At 59.3% G+C, this 22,533-nt stretch carries 24 protein-coding genes and 1 pseudogene; 21 read left to right on the forward strand and 4 right to left on the reverse strand.

Annotation, left to right across the window (positions count from 1 at the left end; translation table 11 throughout):
• Positions 1-29 precede the first annotated feature (29 nt).
• The 3 genes from ACH2ED_RS10710 (at position 30) to ACH2ED_RS10720 (ending at position 2,789) form a co-directional block, all read left to right on the forward strand.
• Complete coding sequence (locus ACH2ED_RS10710) at positions 30-821, forward strand: DUF4058 family protein (RefSeq protein WP_395090885.1); 792 nt, start codon at positions 30-32, stop codon at positions 819-821.
• Entirely contained in the window at positions 821-1,894 is a 1,074-nt protein-coding gene (locus ACH2ED_RS10715) for an alcohol dehydrogenase catalytic domain-containing protein (RefSeq protein WP_395090886.1), read from the forward strand. Before ACH2ED_RS10710 ends, ACH2ED_RS10715 begins: the two co-directional genes overlap by 1 nt.
• 418 nt (positions 1,895-2,312) lie before the next feature.
• The gene (locus ACH2ED_RS10720) at positions 2,313-2,789 is read left to right on the forward strand and encodes an HNH endonuclease (protein ID WP_395090888.1); all 477 of its coding nucleotides are present in this window, start codon (positions 2,313-2,315) and stop codon (positions 2,787-2,789) included.
• A gap of 136 nt (positions 2,790-2,925) precedes the next feature.
• Here ACH2ED_RS10720 and ACH2ED_RS10725 read toward each other — a convergent pair whose 3' ends face one another.
• A complete protein-coding gene (locus ACH2ED_RS10725; RefSeq protein ID WP_395090890.1) occupies positions 2,926-3,288 on the reverse strand; it encodes an MmcQ/YjbR family DNA-binding protein in 363 nt (120 codons plus the stop codon).
• Positions 3,289-3,294: 6 nt separating this feature from the next.
• A complete protein-coding gene (locus ACH2ED_RS10730; protein ID WP_395090891.1) occupies positions 3,295-4,740 on the reverse strand; it encodes an RNB domain-containing ribonuclease in 1,446 nt (481 codons plus the stop codon).
• A gap of 81 nt (positions 4,741-4,821) precedes the next feature.
• Between ACH2ED_RS10730 and ACH2ED_RS10735 the strand changes: the two genes are divergently transcribed.
• From ACH2ED_RS10735 to ACH2ED_RS10755, 5 genes are read left to right on the forward strand one after another with little or no spacing between them, the layout of a single operon-like run.
• On the forward strand, positions 4,822-5,553 hold the full coding sequence (locus tag ACH2ED_RS10735; protein WP_395090893.1) for a phosphatidylinositol-specific phospholipase C/glycerophosphodiester phosphodiesterase family protein: 732 nt from the start codon (positions 4,822-4,824) through the stop codon (positions 5,551-5,553).
• A 35-nt stretch (positions 5,554-5,588) separates the two neighbouring features.
• Positions 5,589-6,302, forward strand: a complete 714-nt coding sequence (locus ACH2ED_RS10740) for an SDR family oxidoreductase (RefSeq protein WP_395090895.1) — start codon at positions 5,589-5,591, stop codon at positions 6,300-6,302.
• Positions 6,303-6,310: 8 nt separating this feature from the next.
• Entirely contained in the window at positions 6,311-7,606 is a 1,296-nt protein-coding gene (locus ACH2ED_RS10745) for an NAD-dependent epimerase/dehydratase family protein (RefSeq protein WP_395090897.1), read from the forward strand.
• Between the two features lie 21 nt (positions 7,607-7,627).
• Positions 7,628-8,284, forward strand: a complete 657-nt coding sequence (locus ACH2ED_RS10750; RefSeq protein WP_395090899.1) for a hypothetical protein — start codon at positions 7,628-7,630, stop codon at positions 8,282-8,284.
• Positions 8,285-8,287: 3 nt separating this feature from the next.
• Positions 8,288-8,905 (forward strand): hypothetical protein, encoded by a 618-nt coding sequence (locus ACH2ED_RS10755; protein WP_395090900.1) that lies wholly within the window; start codon positions 8,288-8,290, stop codon positions 8,903-8,905.
• Here the strand turns inward: ACH2ED_RS10755 and rsmA are convergent.
• On the reverse strand, positions 8,895-9,737 hold the full coding sequence (rsmA, locus tag ACH2ED_RS10760; RefSeq protein WP_395090902.1) for a 16S rRNA (adenine(1518)-N(6)/adenine(1519)-N(6))-dimethyltransferase RsmA: 843 nt from the start codon (positions 9,735-9,737) through the stop codon (positions 8,895-8,897). The genes ACH2ED_RS10755 and rsmA overlap by 11 nt on opposite strands.
• Positions 9,738-10,598: a hypothetical protein gene (locus tag ACH2ED_RS10765; protein ID WP_395090904.1), complete on the reverse strand. Its 861-nt coding sequence runs from the start codon at positions 10,596-10,598 to the stop codon at positions 9,738-9,740.
• Between the two features lie 300 nt (positions 10,599-10,898).
• Here ACH2ED_RS10765 and ACH2ED_RS10770 point away from each other — a divergent pair, with 300 nt between their 5' ends.
• The 13 genes and pseudogenes from ACH2ED_RS10770 to ACH2ED_RS10830 all read left to right on the forward strand — a co-directional run bounded on the left by ACH2ED_RS10770 (position 10,899) and on the right by ACH2ED_RS10830 (position 22,455).
• Positions 10,899-11,567 (forward strand): 3D domain-containing protein, encoded by a 669-nt coding sequence (locus ACH2ED_RS10770; protein ID WP_395090905.1) that lies wholly within the window; start codon positions 10,899-10,901, stop codon positions 11,565-11,567.
• Between the two features lie 24 nt (positions 11,568-11,591).
• The gene (locus ACH2ED_RS10775) at positions 11,592-11,885 is read left to right on the forward strand and encodes an MGMT family protein (RefSeq protein WP_395090907.1); all 294 of its coding nucleotides are present in this window, start codon (positions 11,592-11,594) and stop codon (positions 11,883-11,885) included.
• Between the two features lie 62 nt (positions 11,886-11,947).
• Positions 11,948-12,775 carry a tetratricopeptide repeat protein gene (locus ACH2ED_RS10780; protein WP_395090909.1) on the forward strand — a complete coding sequence of 276 codons (828 nt, stop codon included), beginning with the start codon at positions 11,948-11,950 and terminating at the stop codon, positions 12,773-12,775.
• Between the two features lie 107 nt (positions 12,776-12,882).
• Positions 12,883-13,581: a hypothetical protein gene (locus ACH2ED_RS10785; RefSeq protein ID WP_395090910.1), complete on the forward strand. Its 699-nt coding sequence runs from the start codon at positions 12,883-12,885 to the stop codon at positions 13,579-13,581.
• Between the two features lie 213 nt (positions 13,582-13,794).
• Positions 13,795-14,331: a bifunctional pyr operon transcriptional regulator/uracil phosphoribosyltransferase PyrR gene (gene pyrR, locus ACH2ED_RS10790; protein WP_395090912.1), complete on the forward strand. Its 537-nt coding sequence runs from the start codon at positions 13,795-13,797 to the stop codon at positions 14,329-14,331.
• Complete coding sequence (locus ACH2ED_RS10795; RefSeq protein ID WP_395090913.1) at positions 14,328-15,251, forward strand: aspartate carbamoyltransferase catalytic subunit; 924 nt, start codon at positions 14,328-14,330, stop codon at positions 15,249-15,251. Before pyrR ends, ACH2ED_RS10795 begins: the two co-directional genes overlap by 4 nt.
• Positions 15,252-15,455: 204 nt before the next feature.
• Positions 15,456-15,734: a hypothetical protein gene (locus ACH2ED_RS10800; RefSeq protein WP_395090915.1), complete on the forward strand. Its 279-nt coding sequence runs from the start codon at positions 15,456-15,458 to the stop codon at positions 15,732-15,734.
• A complete protein-coding gene (locus tag ACH2ED_RS10805; protein ID WP_395090917.1) occupies positions 15,731-17,035 on the forward strand; it encodes a dihydroorotase in 1,305 nt (434 codons plus the stop codon). The genes ACH2ED_RS10800 and ACH2ED_RS10805 overlap by 4 nt, the downstream gene beginning before the upstream one ends.
• Positions 17,032-18,123, forward strand: coding sequence for a glutamine-hydrolyzing carbamoyl-phosphate synthase small subunit (gene carA, locus ACH2ED_RS10810; protein ID WP_395090919.1), 1,092 nt, complete (start codon positions 17,032-17,034; stop codon positions 18,121-18,123). The genes ACH2ED_RS10805 and carA overlap by 4 nt, the downstream gene beginning before the upstream one ends.
• 11 nt (positions 18,124-18,134) lie before the next feature.
• Positions 18,135-19,736, forward strand: coding sequence for an ArnT family glycosyltransferase (locus ACH2ED_RS10815; protein ID WP_395090921.1), 1,602 nt, complete (start codon positions 18,135-18,137; stop codon positions 19,734-19,736).
• The gene (locus ACH2ED_RS10820; RefSeq protein WP_395090923.1) at positions 19,733-20,650 is read left to right on the forward strand and encodes a DMT family transporter; all 918 of its coding nucleotides are present in this window, start codon (positions 19,733-19,735) and stop codon (positions 20,648-20,650) included. Before ACH2ED_RS10815 ends, ACH2ED_RS10820 begins: the two co-directional genes overlap by 4 nt.
• Positions 20,628-22,262, forward strand: a pseudogene (carB, locus tag ACH2ED_RS10825) (carbamoyl-phosphate synthase large subunit); the annotation flags it as partial. The gene ACH2ED_RS10820 and the pseudogene carB, both read left to right, overlap by 23 nt.
• 31 nt (positions 22,263-22,293) lie before the next feature.
• The gene (locus ACH2ED_RS10830; protein ID WP_395090925.1) at positions 22,294-22,455 is read left to right on the forward strand and encodes a hypothetical protein; all 162 of its coding nucleotides are present in this window, start codon (positions 22,294-22,296) and stop codon (positions 22,453-22,455) included.
• Positions 22,456-22,533: the final 78 nt, after the last annotated feature.

The raw sequence follows: 22,533 nt of genomic DNA on the forward strand, positions 1-22,533 counted from the left end.
TATACGTCATCACCACGATAAAATAGAGCATGGCCTCGCCTTTCCCTGGAATGGATCCTTACCTGGAAGATTCGCTGACTTGGCGAAGTGTCCATGGTGCCTTGTTGACAACTCTGATGTCCCAGCTTAACACTAGCCTGCCCGTGGGACTAATGGCGGTAATGGAGGATCGTGTCGTGATTTCATCGCAACGAAGTATGAACCCTGATGTCTCCATCATTCGTTTTGCGACCGCGCCGAACCGTCCACAAAGTGGGGGAGGAACGGCCACACGGACGAGCGTCGCGGCTGACCCTGCGATCTATGTGCGACATGAAACTCCCTTACCCCAGCGGCGTGTGGCGATTCGCACAGTGCGTGGGGAACTCGTGACGGTGATTGAGGTTCTGAGTCCAACTAATAAGCGCACGGGTAAGGATTGGGAGGAGTACAAAAATAAACAATCGGAGCTGCTGGCAAGCGATGTTCACTTGTTGGAGATTGATCTTCTTCGGGGAGGAGAGTACACCGTTGCTGTTCCTTATGAAGATCTCGAAGCCGAGGGAGAATGGGATTATGTGGTTTGTTTGCACTACGGCGGAACGGGCGAGGAGTACGAGTTCTGGCCAATTGACCTGCGCCAGCGCCTCCCACGGGTTCATGTGCCACTGATTGATGGGCTGCCTAACCAAGTCATAGATCTGCAGATGGCGCTCGACCGGACCTACGATGATGGCCCGTTTGCTCGTGCAACGGACTACCGTCGCGCGACGAATCCCCCTCTGAAGGAGCGGGATGCGGACTGGGCAGATGCTCTGCTCCGCGAGAAGGGATTTCGATAGTGCCCACTATTTTCGCTGCCCTGTTCCGTGAGGTCGGGCGGCCTTTTGTGATTGAGTCTGTTCAGCTTGCCGATCCTGGGCCTGGTGAGGTGTTGGTGAAGATGCAGGCCACCGGTGTCTGTCACTCGGACTGGCACTTGGTAACCGGCGCGACCAAGGTTCCCCTTCCGACCGTTCCCGGCCACGAGGGTGCGGGGATTGTGGAGGCCATCGGGCCGGGCGTAAGCCAGGTGAAAGTGGGGGATCTGGTCGCACTAAACTGGGCTCCCTACTGCGGCCTGTGTGAGTGCTGCCTGGAGAACCTCCCGGCGCTCTGCCAGGAGTATCTGGCCCAAAAATGGGCGGGGACACTTCTCGACGGCACGACGCGTCTCTCACAGAACGGCGCTCCGGTCTACCACTTCACCGCCACGGCTTGTTTTGCGGAGTACACCGTCGTCCCGGAGTGCTGCGCGGTTCCGCTGCCTCCCGACATTCCCCCCGCCATCGCTGCCGTGCTCGGGTGCGCCGTGACCACCGGAGTGGGGGCCGTTTTGAATAAAGCCCGCGTCTCGGCAGGCGACTCCGTGGCCGTTTTTGGCTGCGGTGGCGTCGGCCTCTGCACGATTCTAGGCGCGGTGGCGGCAGGGGCAGGGCGTATTGTCGCCGTGGATGTCTCCGAAGAAAAGCTCGCTTTTGCAAAACTGCTCGGCGCGACGGAAACCTCGCTCTCTCCCAAGCTCGAAAAACGCGTGGACTTCGCCTTCGAGTGTGTCGGCCTGCCCGAGCTACAGCGTCATGCCTTTGATGCCCTCAAGCCCGGTGGCATGGCAGTCTTTGCCGGCATCACGCCCACCGACTCGCTCACGTCACTTCCCGGTGCGGCCTGGACCCGCCAAGAGAAAACCGTCGCGGGCACCTACTACGGAACCGCCCATCCCCGTCGGGACTTCCCCAGGTTCGCCGAACTCTGGCGTCAGGGCCGCCTGCCGCTGGAGAAGCTCCTTACGCGAACCTACGCGCTAGGGCAGATCGAGACGGCCTACGCTGATCTTGTGGGGGGCGCGGTCGGGCGCGGGATGATTGTGTTTTAACCCGAGCCTTTTTCATGAATCCCGGGGCCGCCCACTGAAGTAGGCGTCTCCGACGGGAACAAAGCCCGTTCCGGGCTGGGATTTTTTAGGCGGCACCCAAGGGTACCCGGACTTCGTTTGCTTGTAGACGCCCTGCCGACATCTCCGCCCCTCATATCTATCTTGTATCCCGAAAAGCCACCGAGAAATAGGGTAAAATAGTTCATCATTATGACCGCTACAGCATAATACTCCCCACGAGGAAGCAAACACCGCTGCGGCAGAAATACTAGTTCGCTGTCAAATCGATCGATTATCACCCATGCCGATACCACCAATCGAAACCGTAAGGCAACACATTGCGTGCTCATACGCAAACCTCGCTCGGGCACATGCGGCCGTTGAAGCGGGCACTGACTCATACGGACGCGTACACCACATGATTCGTGCGAGGCTCTTCAAAGGCCTTACTACAGGCAAGATGGAGATGCGGACGCTGTACGATGATGAGAAGGTCAAGCTCATCTACTCGCAAGCATGTTGTTACTGTGGAACTACCGAGGCACTCAGCATTGATCATCTGATTCCACAGATAAAGGGCGGTGCCGATTATTCGGACAATCTTGTTTGGGCTTGCCGATCCTGCAATAGCTCCAAGCGGGACCGTGATCTTCTGGACTGGTGCCAAACCAAAAACACTTTTCCCTCCATTCTGCTTCTGCGTCGTTACATGAAGCTTGTTGCGCGGTATTGTGAGGAACACGAGTTACTTGACACCTTGTTGGCAGACGCACTGAAGCAAAATCTGCCATTCAAACTCCAATTGCTTCCCTACAGTTTCCCGGCGTTGAGTACGTTGGTACTCTGGGTGCCAAACAAGCAACAAGAATCCGACGCCTCAACTGGCGTAAAATGACATCGAACAAGTGCGAAGAAGACGGCTGTGTCTCAGGCGGATCCGGATCAGGAAGCGCTAGGTGGGCTACGGACGGCAGGAGGGGCGCTCACCGAGGAGTTTAGCGCGGCGAAGCCTGCGGTCACGGATTGGAGGTTTAGCGACGGTCAAACGCCCGCGCTACCGTCTTGGGAGCTTGAATACGCCAGGCCTCCTCAATCAACTCCGCAAGCTCGTCGGTGTCGATTGCAGGAAGGCGCACCAGGACAGCGGGAAAGCCTCGGTAGTGGTCGTCGGTGAAGAACTTGGCCGGGTCAGAAGCAATGAGCGCTTGTTTTTCGTCCTCGTTGGCGACACGCACCGCCAGTACATCGAGGTGCAGGGTACGGCCTTTCTGGCCGGGCACTTTCTCGGCGTAGTACCAGCAAAAGCCCTTCTTGCGAACCCGAAAGCCCGTCCCTTCGTGAACCGTCTCCGGAAAAGAGAGGGCGATTCGCTCCACATCGTCTGTATCGGTCATGAGCAGTTAATCCCGATGCAAAAAATCAATAAAGCCGGTCTCGGGGTCGGCCTTGATGAGCTTCACCGAGACGCGGTCGCCCACATCCAGCCCATGCTCGTTGCGGGTGACGCGGCCCTCGATGGGCGGCTCCAGCAGGCGGGCGTAGACTTTCCCGTTCTTGGCACCGGTAATGACGGCATCGAAGATTTCTCCTAGGCGCGGCTGTAAAAAGATCGCCGCTGCGCTCTTGCGCAGGCGGCGCTCAACTTTATCGGCGACACTTGCCCGCTCGGTGCAGTGCGCGGCGAGTGCTTCCAGCTCCTCCGGGGTGTAGGGCGCAGGCGCTTGATTGAGTGTGGCCTTGATGAGGCGTTGCACCACAATATCCACATAACGTCGGTTGGGCGCGGTCGAGTGCGTGTACCCGCCCACGGCCAGTCCGAAGTGCCCCTCGCTCTCTCGGCCTGCTTTTACCAGCGTGTACTCACCCGGCCCCAGAAGTTTCACTACCGTGAGCGAGAGCTCAGGAAAGCCCTGCGGGTCGGCGGCACGCCGACGCTCCAGAAATGCAGAGAGGGCACGTGGGTCGGGGGTCTCGGGGAGGGGTTCGTTCAGCGCCTTTGCCACCTCCATAATGCGATCCCAGCGCTTAGGGGCACGGACGATGCGCTGAATAGATGCCCGCCCACTTTCGTGCAGCAGCTCGGCCACGGCGGTATTGACGGCAACCATGAAGCTCTCAATGAGTAAGCGCGCCCGGTTCTTGTGAATCGTCTTCATGCCCACGATCTTACCGTTCTCGGTGATGGGCTGGGTCTCGACGCTCTCGAAGTTCAGTGCGCCTTGCCGTTCGCGCAGAGCCAGAAACCGCTCTAGGGTCTCGTTCTGGAGCTTGAGCTGCGTCTCCAGACCGGGCACGGCAGCGATTTCGTCGGGAAGCTCTGCGTTACCTTCCAGCCACGGCCCGATTCTATCGTAGGTAAGTTTGGCATGGTTGCGCACCAGCGCGGGAGCTGCGCTCCGCTCTTGCAGCGTGCCGTCGGGGTTGACACGAAGCGAGACCACCATCGCCACGCGGTCTTCACCGCTCACGAGTGAGGTCGCCTCCGTCGAAAGTGCCTCGGGGAGCATGGGGAAGACATGCCCGGGCGTGTAGAGGCTACTGGTGTTCTTGGCCGCGTGGGAATCTATCACGCCGCCCTGAGGCACGCGCCAGTCCACCTCCGCAATCCCGACCCGCAGGACAATATCGCCGTCGGGCAGGCGCTCCGCCACCTCGATCTGGTCAAGATCCCGCGACTCCGCATTGTCCACGGACGACCAGAGCAAGTGGCGCAGGTCCGGCAAGTTAGTTGGCAAGGCGACTCTCTGTGCCGCTGCCTCCTTTACGGCGTCGGGAAACGTGGGGGTGAACCCCGCATCACGTAGAGCGGTGACAGCAATGGCAATCAGATCGGGCGATTTGAACATGATGTGTATTTTACATCCCTCACGGCACCAGTGCCGTGACCGCGCAGGTATTATGGCCATAAAAGAATGGATGATAAAACCATGCCCAAACCTCTGCCGCGTGCCCATGCACACAACGACTACGCCCATACCCGTCCGCTGCTCGATGCCTTGGAGCAGGGCTTTTGTAGTGTCGAGGCCGATGTCTACTTGGAAAACGGCCAGCTCCTCGTGGGCCACGACAAGAAAGACCTGCGCCCGGAGCGGACGCTCACCGCGCTGTATTTAGAACCGCTCTGGCAACAGGTGAAGGCCAACGGAGGCCAGGTCTATCACGATGCCGCGCCGGTGACACTGCTCGTTGATATTAAGACTGAGGGGGCAAGAGTCTATGCAGCCCTCAAAGAGACACTCAAGCCCTACGCCCCGATGCTGACGCGCTTCGAGAACGGGAAAATCCAGCGTCGTGCCATTACGATTATCCTCTCCGGCGACCGTCCACGCGAAGTGCTTGCCGCCGAGCGTAGCCGCCTCGCTGCCCTCGATGGCCGCCCCGATGACCTAGGCAAAAATCTGCCCGTCGCGCTCTTTCCCCTGATCAGCGAGAGCTGGTTTACTCTGTTCAAGTGGTACGGCTCTGGCCTCATGACCCGCGCCGACCGCGAGAAACTCGCAAGTCTCGTCGAGCAAGCCCACACCGAAGGCCGCACGATTCGCTTCTGGGCCGCTCCAGACAACCCCGCAGGCTGGGAGGTCTGCTGGCGTGCGGGCGTGGACTATCTCAACACCGACAAACTGTCGGAGCTGGCGGCGTTCCTTCGAAAACAGTCATAGAGGAAGCCAAAGGCTCTCTGCCGAACTTGGGTTGCATGACGGACGATCTTCTTCTCACGGGGCGTGTGGCGCTGATTGCAGGTGGCGCAGGCAGTATCGGGCAGGCGGTGGCGGCGCGGCTGTCGGTGTTCGGGGCGACGGTGATCACGGCAGACCGGCCTGGTTCAACGGCGGACTTGCAGACCGACCTACGCGATGCCAGCGCGGCGGATGCGCTGGTGGCGCAGGTGCTCCAGACGCATGGCCGACTCGATATACTGATCAACTGCCAGGGAATCACCGGGGCGAGTGTGCCGCTCTGGGAGCAAACGGATGAGAACTGGGATGCTGTGCTCGAAATCTGCCTGACAAGTGTGTTTCGGCTGTGCCGGGCGGCGATTCGGCCCATGCGCCAGGCGCAGCGCGGCGCGATTGTGAGTATCGCGTCGGTGGCGGGTAAAGAGGGCAACCCGAACTTGACGGCTTACTCCAGTGCGAAGGCGGGGGTGATTGGCTTCACGAAGGCGGTCGGCAAGGAAGTGGCCAAAGAGGGGATTCGCGTCAACTGTGTCGCGCCCGCGCAGATCGCGACCCCGATGCTGGAGCAGATGAGCCACGATGTGGTGGCAACACTCCTCTCAAAAATTCCTATGGGGAGGCCAGGCACCGTGGACGAAGTGGCGAGCGTGGTGCATTTTCTCTGCTCCGATGCAGCGAGCTTTGTGACGGCGCAGTGCTACGATCTCTCCGGTGGACGCTGTACATACTGATAATAACTATGAATAAGACGATTTTGTTTGATGGTGATCCCCGTGATAGTCCGTCTGTGGCTGCTGCCGTTGCCGGTGCAGAGACCTTGATCCACATGCCCGTTGCCCAAGTGCCCCGTCGCATCGAGGACTTCGATCGTGCGACACGTGGCATGTACGTGCTGGCGACGGAAGCCGTGAAAGCTGGGGTGAAGCATATCATCTTGTGCTCGTCGCTGGCGTTTTTTGGCCGCATCCCGCAGAACTGGCATCTGGGTACGAACTGGCGACCGCGGCCCTCGACCGAACTAGATCAGCTCTGCCCGTACCTGAGCGAACTCTCGCTTCAGGAAGTGGCACGGGCGACAGGGCTTCATGTGACGGTTTTGCGTTTGGGAGCGGAAGTACAGCTTCGGGAGGCGCTGCTCGAAGTGGCTGCGGTGGCCAGTATTCCCTGGCGCATTGTGCATAGGGGAAGCGTCCCCGGTCGGCCTGCGAGCGACCACGGCAAGTCCTGGCGCACGATCTTAGGGCCGGTCGCGCCGGTTGCGTCACGACCTATCCAGAAAGTGGCGGTGCTGGGAGCGGGCGGGCCGATAGGTCGCGTGGTCGCGGATGTGCTCAAAGACCACTACACGCTCCGTTTGGCGGACCTGCATTCACTGCTGGAGGCCAAGTCCCAGTCGCCGGACGCGCCACTCGCCCAGCCATTACCCCTGCCGCATGAGGAGGTCTTTCTCGATGTGCGTGACTTTGGCTCCGTGCTGGCGGCGTGCAACGGCTGCGATGCGATCATTAACTTAACCGTCGTGCGCCCCGATTTCATTGAGGCGTTTCTGGTGAACTCGCTGGGAGCCTATAATATCGGGCGGGCGGCGGCGCAACTGGGGATTCGGCGCGTGGTTCAGACCGGGCCGCAGCTCATCACGCTGCACGGTGAGAACGACTTCACCGACGATTTTCATCTGGCGTGTGACTCCCCGACCCGGCCCGGGCGCTATCTCTACGGGCATAGTAAGTTTTTAGGCAACGAGGCGCTACGGGTTTTTGCAGAGTGGCATGATCTGGAAGTGCCCAATGTCATGTTCAATGGTTTCGCTCAGCCCGATGCCGTGAGCGAGCACGGCAGTAGCGCAATGATGCTCTCGTGGCAAGATGCTGCCCGGGCCATTAAGTGTGCTCTGGAGGTGCCGTCGCTGCCGAGCCCCTACGAGGAGTTCCACTGCGTCGCGGACTTTCCCCATGACCAGTGTCGCACCGACAAAGCCGAGCGCCTTCTGGGCTGGAAGCCGCAGGATACGCTGGAAGGGCTCTGGAGACGTTGACCACCGACGCGCATTAAAACCATGCTCCAGCAACGCACTCTCCTCGAACCACCTCTCAGGGACGAAACCGAGGCATCTCTGAAGACGCTCCGAACCTACGAGCGGCTTCTCTGGGGCGTGCTGGCTTGCAAAGGTGCGCTTCTGCTGGCGGGGGCAATTGCCGTACCGTTTCTACGGGGGCAGTCGGCAGGCATACTTCCGTATTTTGGTTCTGCACTTGCGGCTTTAGCGATCCTGACGGTACTCACGGGTGTGGTTCAGATCCTGATCCATCGGAAGGGGAACCAGCTTTTGCTGTATGTAGCGTCACGGCACGGTGAGCTGAAAACCGACCACGTCGCCCTTGTATTGAAGACACTGGCAGTCACACAATTTATCGGTGGGCTGGATGAGAAAGTCTCGGTGGCAAGAAAACAGCTTGAGACAACACTGCGGGGGCTGCTTCCCAAGCTCAATGAGGCTCAGTGCCTCGCGCTGACAAAAGCGCACCGGTCTTACTTGCGTGGTTGGGCAAAAAACAGGCGACCCGAGCAGCAAGTGGCTGCGCTACTAGTGCTCGCCACCGCACGGGATACGAAATCTACGGTACTGGCGAAACGCTTTGCCCAGGAAACCCCAGACTCCGACGAGAGGGTGCGGGAAGCGGCGACGGATTTTCTCAAAGCAATGGGGGAGTAGGCGATGTCACTGGTACCTTTGAAGCATGGGACACTCACATGGGAGGATCTGCTGAAGCAGATCGAGGGGCAGGTAGAGTCCTGGCAACGCCGAAAGCGAGTCGTGCAGCTTCTTTGTCCTTTGATACTGGTACTACTCGTTATCAATTTTATGTGGGGGCCATCTTGGACACTGCGCATCTTGACACTCCCGGCACTCTGCCTGCTGACGTGGATATTTCTTTGGGGAGTCACTCTCCCGGTGAAGCTAAGAAATCAGCTCGTTGATGCGGTGGAGCGAGAGCTGAGCACCGAGGATATTCCCTCTGCCCTCCGTCTGCTTGCCCTTCTGCCGACACTGGGAATCCGTACGGGTGCCGAGAGCCTGCATCTGAAGACACTTGCGAGTCTGAACTTTTTTCTCCCTGAGCAAGTGAGGGGGCTACGGAACCAGGAAAAGGCACTGCTGCGCTCCTGGGTCAAGGAAGGCACGACCGAGGAAAAAGTCAAGGCACTGCTGGTGCTGGCAACACTGAACGATGAAGCCATGCGACCTCTTGCAAGGTGGCTTGCTACCACGGAGTCTGCTTCAAATGAGCGCGTCCGAGAAGCCGCTGTGGAATTCCTGATAACTACGGATTGAAATCGGCGTCCAGCGCTCGCGCAATCGCAGCGATCTCGTCCAGGCTTAGGGTCTCAGCGCGGCGGTCGGGAGTGACGCTAGCGGTATTGAGTGCGGCGAGGATCTCATCGCGCGGGCGGTTCATTCCGTGCGAGAGTGCTCCGAGTAGCATCTTGCGGCGCTGGCCAAACGCGGCGCGGCTGACGGCAAAGAACGCCTCCGGGGAGGGGACATCCACAGGAGGCGTGGTGTGCGGAATCAGATGCAGGATCGCAGAGTCCACTTTCGGAGGCGGGAAGAACGCGTTGCGCGGGACGAGCGCGGGAACGTGTACGGTGGCGTAGAACTGCATAAACACGGAGAGTGAGCCGTAGGCATCGGAGTTCGGGGTGGCCTTGGCCCGATCCGCCACTTCTTTTTGGACGAGCAGCGTGATCGAGGAGAACACCGGACGGAACTCCAGCATCTTCACCAGAAGCGGCGAGGTGATGTTATAGGGAATATTGGCCACCACTTTGGTTGCGCCCAGCTCGCTCCAGTTGTATTTGAGTGCATCGGCCTCGATTAAGCGCCAGTTCTCAAACTCCGCCATCACCTCGGCGAGCACGGGGGGCAAGTGACGGTCCAGCTCGATAGAGACCACCGCCCCGGCATACTTGGCGAGCTCACGGGTGAGCACGCCCGCGCCGGGGCCAATCTCAAGAACCGTGTCGCTTGGGGTGAGCGCGGCGGCGGCGAGGATTTTTTCTAGATGGTTGCGGTCTACGAGAAAGTGCTGGCCAAAGCGTCGGGCGAGCTGAAGCCCGTGTCTCTCCAGCAGGGCTTTCAGCTCAGAAGGACGAGTGAGTTCCAACTAAAGCAGCGTGTCTCCGCCGGGCTGACGCGGGGCGGGGCGGGCAGGAGGACGAGCCGCCGCCCGTGGCGGCGGCGGGGGAGCATCTCCATCGGCGAACGGATCGTCGAGATCGTCTAGCTCCTCATTACCGCCAGGATCGGGCGTGTTGCGCTCCGGCTCACGGACGCGCTGGATCGAGCCACCGGCGGGCGCAGGGCGAGCCTGCTGCATCGAGGCAGGCTCACTGGGGAGAGGCCGTGGTGCGGGGCGAGGCAGAGAGGACGCAGGGCGGAGTGACAGATCTGCGGGAAGATCGGCGTGCGGTTGCTGTCGTGCTTGCGGTGTGGGTATAGATCGCTGCGGCGCACGCGGGGCTTCGTCTTCGTCGAATGGCGGTGGCATCTCATCGCGCAGGAGAGGGGCCGTGGGCCGCGGGATCGGCGGTACGGCTTGAGGCGCGGGAGCAACACGCTGAGGCGGCCCGTAGCCACTTGGGCCGGGCGGGGGAGGAGCCATACGAGGCGCCGCGGAAGCCCCTCCACGGCGCGGGCCGTTCTCCTCTAGCTCCGGGGCAAACTGTGCACCGTAGCCGCACATTGCCAGTGCACGACCTACCGAGCCCGTTTCCGCCTTCTCAATAAAGTCACCAAAGCCTTTTACGTCTTCTTTCTTGGTTGCCGTGGCGATCAGGCGGCCCTCTTCATTGAAGATACTGGCACGAAAAACCGCGAACTGCTTTTCGTGGTTGATCTCCACAGCTTCCGTGACGATCCCCCAGTCGGGGTGCTCGCTGCGAAACCAGATGAGGCGGGCAGAGACAGGCAGGTACTCACGGTTTCCCTGGACTTTGATGAGATAGCGCTTGGGGTCAAAGGACATGGTTTAGATACTCGATTCTAGGGTTCGACAGAAGGAAGATAGTTTCCTGCCAAACCCCTGTTTTTTAACGGTTTTTGTTAGGTTTAGGTTATGAATAACTATTAGATACTGTGTATATTGTTAACGTGAACTTGACATTACTATCTTCCAGGGTTATACTCTATCGGTTTTAAGAAAAGCGGAAATTCTTTTTGAAACCCAACCATGTCGGCAATCTTGCCGATTGGCGGACCCAAATTGGCGTTCGTCTCTGACTGCGGAGGGTGGCACCATGCCCCCCCACCGAGAAAGAGAGGCATCATGCCCTTCACAAACTATACGCGCTCTAGCATCGCAACTCTGGTCGCTCTGACCAGTCTTGCCGCCTATGCACAGACAAGCGCAACCAAGACGCAGACCGTGATTCTGGTCGTCAAGGGGGAGAGCCACGTGCTCCGAACCACGGCCACCACCGTCAGCGAGCTTCTCCAGGAGCAGCGAGTCTCACTCACCGAGCAGCTCCAGACTTCCACCCCGCTCCACACTCCGATCACAGAGGGACTGCAGGTTTGGGTCGAACCCAAGGTCGCACTCGCGGGTGACATCAAAAAAGCGCCTGCGAAGATTGTCGTCAAGGCCACCACGGAAGCATCGCGCAGAACTCTCAGCTCGCGAAGTTCCCTGGGTAATCTTTCTCGCTACGAAGGCAAGCGCGTCCTTAATCTGACGGCTACCGGCTATGGCCCGGGGGAAAATGGGCAGTGGGGCAATCGGACAAAAATGGGCACCCGTGTTCGCTACGGTGTTGTCGCGGTGGATCCGCGTGTCATTAAACTAGGAACCCGGCTCCATGTCGAAGGCTACGGTGAGTGCGTTGCCGAGGATGTGGGCAGTGCCATTAAAGGCATGCGCATTGACCTCGCCTTTGACTCAGACCGTGTGGCGAATGCCTATGGCCGTAAGCGTGTCCGTGTCGTGATTCTGGACTAGGATCTAAAAATCAGCCCGCTGGAAATGGACGGATTTGAGGCGATCTATGCGCTGGTTCGAACCATTCCGGCGGGCTGCGTTCTTAGTTACGGAGAAGTCGGGGATCGGGTAGGTGTGCGGCCTCGAACCGTGGGACGTGCGATGGCGCACTGTGCCCAAGAGGATCACGTTCCGTGGCACCGGGTTGTTGGAAGCGATGGGACGTTGCGTGTTGCCCGTTACTCTCCCGTGCTCGCTGCCGAACAACGCCGCCGCCTGGAACTAGAGGGAGTGGTTTTTGGCTCTCAGGGGCGAGTGCCTATTGTTTACTTCTGGTAGAAAACCCGCAATTGTGCGGCAATTTCTGTGCCAGAGAAGCATTTCATCAAAAAAAGCGTATAATGCCTTCAGGAGAACAGGTGACAGGCAAGGCAACAATTTTAGTTTCAGAAAAAGATGCTCTCCCGCTTCCTGTGGACGAGTGGCGCTGGCTGCATCAAGCGGATGCGCTGGTGGCATCAGGAAGAGTGGAGGAGGCAGTGGCACAACTACGGACACTGGTACACGCCCTTCCTGATTCCACACGAGGCTACCTCCGGCTTGCTGACTTGCTCCGCCAGCGACGGCGTGCAGGGGAGGCCCGTGAGATTCTGGAGACCGCTGTGGCCCATGTCCCCGACTGTCCCGTTTCCCGTGAAGCCCTCGCGGATGTCTGTGTGGAGATCGGACGCTACGATGATGCGATCCCCCACGGTCAGGCACTTCTCGCGCTGAAGCCACGCTCAATCCATGCCCGTGATATTCTCTCGACTGCCTTTCTCCACCGGGGGCAGTATGAACGAGCGCTACGCCTCACCGATGAGATGGTACGCCTAGATCCGTACGACCCAGGGCACCACTTCAAGCGTGGAGTGATCTTACAGCAGGCCGGGCTACTAGCAGCGTCTTGCCGGGCGTTTACCCGGACGCTGGAGCTTGCGCCTGACGACGAGCTACAAGAAGCCTGCCAGATGGCCATAGATCTTCTGGAGCGCTATCAGATCCGTCAGGTGCTGTCTCTCGCCTCCGAGGACATTCTCTTCCATCTCCATCTTCTGCGAGATGCTCAAGAAAGTGCGCGGGCACGTGGCTTCTGTCTCTCCGAAACGGCCGTCGCGGTACTGGCTGCACAGCTTCCCTATCTTACCCTTGATAGCCAACCTGGCTGGCGGCACTACCGGTACCACTAGGTAATGGAGAAACTTCTCCCAAATTCGGCGTAGTTGCCGTATAATGCACCTCAAAACACAGATGCTCACTACGGTGGGCCTGTTGCTCTCGTGAGGATTTTTTCGCCATGTCCATGAATGTGAACATAGACGAGACTTGGGTTCCCGAACCCGATCTCATGCAGTCCGCACCCCGTCGGATTGTGTCGTTTACTGATTATCCGGATCGTAACCGCCCCAATGTCCCGCTTTTTTCAGGGATCGCGGGGGCTTTGCTGGTTATCGGATTTTTTCTCTATCTACGTGCCGTCACGCAGCAGAGCGGTGGCAACATCCCGCTTAGCATTCCTTTGATGCTCGCGGGGTTCACCGGACTGGTCTATTTCCCCTTTCGGTTGAGACAGCACCTGATGCGCTCGGAGCACCTCGTCACCAACGGAGCACCAGTGATGGCACGGCTTCTCTCTGCGGATAATCTCAATGGGGATACCTACGCCCGTAGTGTGAAGTACCAGGTGTCGCTTCCGGGAGGCGAGATGGGGCACCGTGAGGTCAACGTAGACGATCGGGTACTGCCTAAACGTATCCCATCCAATGTCACTGCCTTGATGGATATGAGCTCCGGCGATGTCGAGCTATATGTTGCACTGCCGTTTCGTGCGGTTGCGAAGGCAGTACCCGCCACGGCAGTCGCCGCACAGCAAGCCGTTGCACAACAAGCTGTCCCCCAGGAAATGGGGACTATCGCGGCATCGAATGCTCCTGAGATCAAGCGCGAGAAGCCCAAGGAAGAGACAGGGAAACCCAAGCGAGAAACCTTCGAATAGCTCATGTTTGCAAGCGCGCTTGGTGCGTGCTACACTGTTCCAGACAACTAGTAATTGCCTTGTTAACCGCCCTGTGAGGCGGGAGCCGCCCCGAGAGACGGACAAGGATGCGTAAGACGATGATTTTGGTTCTAACACCGGTGTTGGAGCGGCTTCTTCTGCGCCTCCCTGCCTCTCGGCAGGGAGGCGTTTTGCTGGCTGAGCGATAAAAACATGAATGAAACACAGGTGATGGATAGCGGCGATGTTCGCCGGGCACTGACCCGGATCGCCCATGAGATCGTCGAGCGCAACAAAGGCGCAGCGGGAATCGTGCTCGTGGGGGTGCTCCGTCGCGGCGAGCCACTTGCAGCGCGCCTCGCCGCCCAGATCGAGCGTATTGAGGGCCATTCTGTGGCCTGCGGTGGTCTTGACATCGCGCTCTACCGTGATGACTACGCCGTCCGTCGCCACGAAGCCCGTGCGAGCAGCATCTCTTTTGACATCACGGGTAAGACGGTGATCTTAGTGGATGATGTGCTCTTCACGGGGCGCTCTGTCCGCTCCGCGATAGACGCTCTCATGGACCTTGGTCGCCCTGCCACGGTTCAGCTTGCTGTTTTAATTGATCGGGGCCACCGCGAACTGCCGATCCGCGCCGACTTTGTGGGCAAGAACCTTCCAACCCAGCGCACCGAGCGCATCAATGTGAAGCTTGCCGAGCTCGACGGCGAAGATGCCGTCACCATTGCCAAGGGAGAAGACAATTGAACTTAGCTGGACGTGATCTGCTGGGCCTGGAAGGGCTGGAGCGTGAGGCCATCGAGATGATCCTCGACAACGCCACCACGTTCTCTGAAGTCCTGCGTCGCGATGTGAAGAAAGTCCCGACCCTACGGGGCAAGTCCGTCATCACGATGTTTTTTGAGAACTCCACGCGCACCCGCTCCAGCTTCGAGGCGGCGGGCAAGTACATGAGCGCCGATGTCATCAATATCAGTGGCAACGCGTCGAGTGCGAGCAAGGGCGAGAGCCTGCGCGATACGTTCTTAACGCTCCAGGCGCTTACGGCTGATCTCATCATCATGCGCACCCCGTTCAGCGGCGCGTGTCATCAGGCTGCCGCGTGGGTGGACATTCCCGTGGTCAATGCAGGCGATGGCATGCACGAGCACCCGACTCAGGGGCTTTTGGACGCGCTCACCATTCGGGATGCAAAAGGCAGCATCGAGGGGCTGAAAATCGCCATTGTCGGGGATGTCTTGCACTCGCGCGTCGCCCGCAGCAATATCTGGGGCCTCACCACGCTCGGGGCCGATGTGCATGTTATCGGCCCGAAAACGCTCCTGCCCACCGAGTCCGAAAAGCTCCCCGTCACAGTGCACACGAATCTCGACGAGGGCTTAGAGAACGCCGATGTCGTCATGGTGCTCCGGCTCCAACTCGAACGGCAGACCAAAGCCCTCTTTCCCACGCCGCGCGAGTATTGCAACCTCTTCGGAGTCAGCCGTCGCGCCCTCCGCGCCGCCAAGCCCGATGCGATTATTCTGCACCCCGGCCCGATGAACCGTGGCCTGGAGATCTCCGGCGATGTCCCTGATTTGCCGCAAGCTGTGATCGAGAAACAAGTCACTAACGGCGTCGCCACAAGAATGGCAGTTCTGTATTTGTTACTGGGAGCGGAAGGGTGAGCACGACAAGATCCCCCCACATGAACGTGGGGGTCTATGGGCGTTCCGCCACGATGTCGCTCCGCGACTCCCAATCGCTCCGAATCGCGGAGCGATTTCTTAGCCGAAGGCTTTTAGACGCCCACGTTCTGTGGGCGGGTGAGAGACGGCCATGACGACGATGAACGGCTGCCAGATTCAGCGGATTTGGGGGGAGGAAATACCGTGAGTAGCAGACATGCCATTGGATTTATTGTGGGCACAGCTCTGAGTGGTTTTCTCTACGGCACGATAGGGAACTGGATCTGGATACGTACGACGGCTGTTCTCTTGCCCCTCGATCCGTGGGCGTACGGTTTTTTTAGCGGACTATTCTTTGGTGTCGCTGCGGTTGCGATTGTGTTGTTGTGGTGGGGAAGTGCGGTCGCAGTAGTGACATTGCGGCGCTTGCGCCAGCAGCGAAGCGGAGACATTGACGTTCACGTCAATGGAGAAAAGTTATGATTTTACGAAACGGACGAATAATTGACCCATCGAGCGGCATTGATGGGATCGGCGATCTTCGGATCGAGGACGGCAGAATTGCTGAGGTCAAGCTGGGCGGCGGGATTTCCGGGGACGGCCACACGGAGCACGACTGCACCGGAAAGGTGATCTGTCCGGGGCTGATTGATATCCATGTGCATCTGCGTGAGCCCGGCCAGGAGTACAAGGAGGACATGGCCTCGGGCTTGGGGAGCGCGGCGGCGGGGGGCTTTACCGCCGTGGCCTGCATGCCTAACACAACGCCCGTGATTGACTCCGCCCCAATTGTACGGGACTTACTTGTTCGCGCCAAAGACGTCAAAGGGGCGCGGCTCCACGTGATCGGGGCGCTCTCCAAGGGGATGAAAAATGCGGAGCTTGCCGAGATGGGCGACTTGAAAGGCGCGGGGGCGATTGCGGTCAGTGACGATGCCTACCAGGTGCAGGACGCGGGCTTCATGCGTAAGGCCATGGAGTATGCCGCGATGCTGGATCTTCCCGTGCTGGCCCACTGTGAGAACACGAGCCTCTCCGAGGGCGGAGTGATGAACGAGGGCTACACGGCAAGTGTTCTAGGGCTGAAGGGCCTGCCACGTGAGGCTTACGAAATGGACGTGATGCGCAACGGCCTGCTGGCGATGATGACAGGCTGCCACCTGCACGTGCTCCATGTCTCCACCACGCGGGAAGTGGAGATCATTCGCTTCCTAAAATCTCTGGGGGCACCTATCACGGCGGAAACGGGGCCGCACTACTGGTGCCTTACGGATGAGGCGTGCAAGGGTTACAATACCAACGCCAAGATGAACCCGCCGCTACGCACGCAGACCGACTGCGAGGCGATGATCGCGGGCCTCAAAGACGGCACGCTGGACTGCATCGCCACGGACCACGCGCCGCATGCGGGCTACGAAAAAGATCAAGAGTTCCCACTCGCCCCGTTTGGGATTCACGGTTTAGAAACGAGCTTGGCACTGGGAATCACCTACTTAGTAAAACCGCAGCACCTCTCGCTGGCCGCACTAATCGGGCAGATGAGCACGGCCCCTGCGCGGATTCTGGGTCTTCCAGGAGGAACTCTGGAGCTGGGAGGTGTCGCTGACATTACGGTCTTTGACCCTGAGGTCGAGTGGATTGTTGACCCTGAGTCGTTTGTGAGCAAGGGCAAGAACACGCCTTTTGGAGGCTGGAAGCTGACGGGCAAGACCGTCATGACAATCGTGGGTGGGGAAGTTGTCTTTGAACTCCCCCGCCGGGCGGGGGCTGGGGGGGAAGTATGAAAGCAATTCTAGCACTGTCGGATGGGACGGTTTTTGAGGGCGAGTCGTTCGGGGCAACCGGGCGGGCGAGCGGCGAGGTGGTTTTTAATACCGGAATGACCGGCTACCAGGAAGTGCTCACGGACCCAAGCTATGCGGGGCAGCTCGTGACCCTGACCTACCCGCTGATCGGCAACTACGGTATCACCCCTGAGGATTTTGAGAGTAATAAAGTGCAAGTGGCGGGCTTTGTGGTGCGCGAGCTGGCCGACACGTACTCCAACTGGCGCGCCACTGAGTCGCTGGATAGCTATTTGAAGCGTGCGGGCGTGCTCGGCATCACCGGCATTGACACGCGGACGCTCACCCGGCGCATTCGGCATGAGGGCGTGATGATGGGCGCACTCAGCACCGAGGAGACCGGCGACGAGCTGCTCTCCCGTCTCCAATCTGCCACCGATAAATACGATGCGATTGACTGGGTGAAGACTGTCACTACAGCTGAGCCGTATTTCTGGGGACCTGAGGCGAGCGATGCCAAATTCACAGTGAGCGTCTTGGATTGCGGGATAAAATTTAATATTCTGCGCGAGCTTGCCAAGCTCGGCATTCGAACGCATGTCTTTCCCGCGACCGCACGCGCCGACGAAATGCTCGCCAGCAACCCGGATGGTATCTTTCTCTCGCCTGGCCCCGGCGATCCCGCGCTGCTGGGCTACGCTGTCGAGACCGTCCAGAAGCTCGTCGCCTCCGAGAAGCCCGTGATGGGAATCTGCCTAGGCAACCAGCTTCTGGGCTGCGCTTTTGGGGGGAGTACGTTCAAGTTGCCCTTCGGCCACCGGGGTGCCAATCACCCCGTTAAAGACCTGCCCACGGGCCGCGTGGTGATTACATCGCAGAACCACGGCTACGCGTTAGATCCCAACACGCTTCCGGAAGATCAGCTCGCCGTCTCGCAGATCAATCTCAATGACGGCACGGTTGAGGGGCTGACCCATAAAAACCTGCCGGTCTTCTCGATTCAATACCATCCTGAAGCCTCTCCCGGCCCAATGGACTCACGCTTCTACTTCGAGCGCTTTCTTGGCTTGATGGAGGCGCGGCAATAAAATCTCTGGCAGTGGTATGCCTGGTGGTCTTTTTGCTTGCCTCGCGCCTCTTCTGGCTCGATGCTGACCCGTGGCCACTGCTGGACTGGAGCTCGGGGATCTGGACCGATGAGGGTTTTTATACCTACAATGCGCGCAATGCCGCTCTCTTTGGGCAGGCGCGTCTGGATGAGTTTAATAACGCCAACTTAATGCCGGTGCTGGATCTGGCGCAGCGCGTGGTCTTTGGGAAGTTTGGGGTGGGGCTGATCGCGGCCCGAAGCCTCTCTGTCTTCGCATCGCTTCTCGCGCTTTTCTTCTTCTGGGATGCGCTGCGACGGGGCTTTGGTAAAAAGACGGCACTGACGGGGCTGGCGCTGCTCGGAACCGATGTCTTTTTTTGGGGGTACAGCCGCTTGGCACTGATGGAGCTGCCCGCGACTTTGGTGCACTGCGCCGCCTTCTGGTGCCTGACCCTGGGGACAAATAGTGGGCTGCTGATCGCGGGGCTGCTTGCCGCTTCGACACTGGCGTTTAAGGCGACCTACGCGCTGTTTCTACCCGTGCCACTGATTGCACTGGGCTGGGCGGGGCGCAAACAAGCGCTACCGTATGCCGCAGGAGTGCTGGCCGGGCTGACCATCTACGGAGCACTCTGGGGGATTCCTCACCGCGCTGAGATTGCGCACATGACCAACTTCTATCGCACCAAACAGTCGCAGCCGCGCTCGATTTCGGAGGTGGGCCGCTGTGTGAGTTTCGCGCTTCTGGGCTATCGGCGCACCACCAAAAAGTACATGATGCACTGTCTGGAGACGCAGGCTCCCATCACAACGACCGTGGGGCTGGTCGGGCTTTTTGGGCTGGGATGGCGACGGCGCAAACGTGACTTTCTTTGGCGCGTGCTGGTGTGCTGGGCGGGGCTTGCAATGGGCTCTCTTGCGGTGAGTCGCTACATCCCGACGCGCTACTTCTTGCTCTTTCTGCCCGCACTTGTCGCGCTGGCCGCCGTTACTTTGCCGCGCCTCCCTGCGCTCTGGCGGCTCTGGCGCACGCGTTCTTATGCCCGGGCGTGGGGGCTGGGCGTGCCCGTTTTCTTTTTTTGCTACCAGCTCGGAGTAATTCCCCTGGGGGCCGTAGTGGGGAGTGTTGCCGCCGAGTGGGTGATTCTGCCGCTGGCACTGGGATTTGCGTTCCTAGTGGTTCGTCGGCAGCCCACACTGCCTTCTCCTCACGCCTCACTGGGGAAATGGCTCCTGGCACTGGCGCTCTTGCTGAATGTCGGGAGCAGTGTCTCCGGGCTTCTCACCCGTAGCTACACGCTTCGTGACACCAGCCGAGAACTGGGGCGCGAGCTTGCGCCAGGAACCGTCGTCATCGGCGAGGCCGCGTCACTGTGCCTGGAGAACCGCCTGCGCGCCATCCCAATTTTCTACCCAGGGCTCGCTAATGACCTTGATCCTCTGCATCAGTTCAAGCCTGGCTACCTGCTGATCGCCCGCTCCCCATCCCGTCTGCACTACTGGGTGCCAATGGCTCCTACGCTTATCCAACCGGAGTATGAAGTCCGTACGTTCGCGCTAGGGGGGGTAATACTGCATCTCTACCCTGTGCCTAAAGAGGCAACCCAGTGAGCCGACGGATCGCCTGGATGATTATAATCCTCTGCATTCTTATCTGGGGCATGAATGCCACGGCGCTGAAAGTGGCGATGCGGCCCGCGCAGGGCGAGGCTTTTGATCCAGTCTTTCTCTCGGGCTTGCGGTTTCTCTTTGTTGCGCCGCTGCTTGCACTGGGCCTGAGCTGGCAAGATAGATCGCTACTACGCTTCTCCCGAAAAGAGTTGCTTATGTACGCGTGCTTCGGATTTTTCTCGATGCTCGTTGGGGAGATCTTGCAGGCCGTCGCCGTGCGCTACACATCGGTGGCGAACTTGACGCTGCTCTCGCATGGGACGATCCCGCTCTCGACGGTACTCTGGGCACGGGGACTCTACGGTGAGCCCTTTGGAAAACGCGCGCTGCTCGGTGCGGGAATCGCGCTGATTGGGGTGGCGCTGGTGGCAACACACGCGCCCGGCGGGCTGCACTTTGGCGGCACCACGTGGCGCGGCGACGCACTCGCCCTGCTACGGGCTGCGCTCCATGGCGGCTTTCTGACCCTACTCGGAAACCAGCTCGCCACGACTCCCGCGCTTAAAGTCACGCTTGGAAACGTTGGGTTTGGAGCGCTCTGGAGCCTGCCGTATGTTCTCTGGCGCGGAAGCTCCTTTGACTTTGCCGCCGTCGCGCCCCACACCTGGCTCGCCGTCTTCTGGACCGCCGTTCCGACCACGCTCTTTGGGTTTGTCGCCTGGAACGCCGCTGTCGGAAAAGTTGGCACGGTCGCTGCGACCAGCGCCATGTATGCTCTGCCGTTTGCCGCCGCTGTCGGCGCCTATTTTTTGATCCATGAGCCCATCACTCTCTGGCATGTGCTAGGGGGCGGGTTAATTATCACGGGAATACTCTTGACGAGGAAAAATTATGCCAAAAGATCCAGCAATTAAGAAAGTTATGGTGATCGGCTCCGGGCCGATTGTGATTGGTCAGGCCGCTGAGTTTGACTACGCGGGGGCGCAGGCGTGCCGTGCGCTGCGTGAGGAGGGCTGCTCCGTTGTTTTGGTCAACTCCAACCCGGCGACGATTATGACCGATGTGGAGATGGCTGACCGGGTCTATATTGAGCCGCTCACGCCGGAGTTTCTGCGCAAGATCATTGACCGCGAGCGCCCCGATGGCCTCGTGCCCACACTCGGAGGGCAGACGGGTCTCAACTTAGCGGCCAAGCTGGCGGAGCTAGGGATTCTTGAAGAGTTCAATGTCAAACTTCTTGGCACGTCCCTGCGCTCCATTCAGATGGCTGAGGATCGCGAGCAGTTTCGTGCGCTCATGCGGCGTATCGGGGAGCCCGTGCCCGAGAGCTGGATCATTGAGTCCGAGGAGGCGCTGCTTGAGCTTTCTCAGCAAGAGGGACTTCCCTGGCCGCTGATTATCCGTCCCGCTTACACGCTCGGAGGCTCAGGTGGGGGAATCGCACCGACGGTTCCTGAGCTGCTAGAGATCGCGCGGCGTGGGATGCGCCTCTCGCCGGTGAACCAGGTGATGGTGGAGCGCTACCTTAATGGCTGGAAAGAGATCGAGTACGAGGTCATGCGCGATGCCAACGACACCTGCATTACGATCTGCAACATGGAGAACCTCGACCCGATGGGCGTGCATACCGGGGATTCTATCGTGGTTGCGCCCAGCCAGACGCTCTCAGACAAAGAGTACCAGATGCTCCGCACCGCCAGTGTCAAGATCATCCGGGCACTCGGGATCGAGGGAGGCTGTAATGTCCAGATGTCACTTGATCCAAAGAGCTTCGACTACTATATTATCGAGGTCAACCCCAGAGTCTCACGCTCCTCGGCGCTGGCGAGCAAAGCCACGGGCTACCCGATTGCACGCACGGCGGCTAAGATCGCCATTGGCTTGCACTTAGACGAGATCGAGAACAAAGTGACGGGCAAGACGCTGGCTTGCTTCGAGCCCGCCTTAGACTACTGTGTCGTAAAAATTCCCCGCTGGCCCTTTGATAAGTTCGTCAGCGCGGACCGACGCATTACCACGCAGATGAAGGCGACAGGTGAGGTGATGGCGCTTGACCGGACATTTGAGAGCGCGCTGATGAAAGCCGTGCGTTCGCTTGAAATCGGGGTTCATAGCCTGCGCTACCGGCACGCGTCGGGCTGGAGCGAGATGCAGCTCGAAAATTTATTGCGGGTCGCTACCGATGAGCGCCTCTTTGCTATCGCCGAGGCGTTCCGGCGTGGAATGCTGGTCGAGGAGATCGCGAGCCTTGCGTACTACGATCCGTGGTTCTTGGTGAAGATTAAGAATTTGATTGATATGGAGCTTAAGCTAGAGCAAGCGGGCGCAGGCCTCGACAACACGCTCCTCGCCGACGCGAAATCTATGGGCTTCCCGGATCGGACTATCGCCGAGCTGACGGGCCTGAAAGAGCTGGAGCTACGCAACCGTCGTAAGGCCGCAGGAATCATCCCCTCCTACAAGATCGTGGACACCTGCGCCGCCGAGTTCGAAGCCCAAACCCCCTACTTCTACTCTTGCTACGAGCCACTCCACGTAGGCGTTTCCGGGGGACAGGATGGGTAAAACACTTGTTACTAATGAGCAGGCCGAAGTGCTCATGGAACTTCTCGAAGACCTTCATGAGCATCCGGAATGGATTGCGGATCTGACAACTCCGCAGGAACTTCACGCTATCGCCTGCGTCTGGAACTGGGATGGTGACGACTCCCTCCGCTAAAGCAGAGAGCTTCTGAAATTATGTCTAGGACACAATCACCAAAAACAACAATGCCAAGCATCAGGCTTCTTGGGAAAC

This window comes from Armatimonas sp. (assembly GCF_043757465.1).
Classification (GTDB): domain Bacteria; phylum Armatimonadota; class Armatimonadia; order Armatimonadales; family Armatimonadaceae; genus Armatimonas.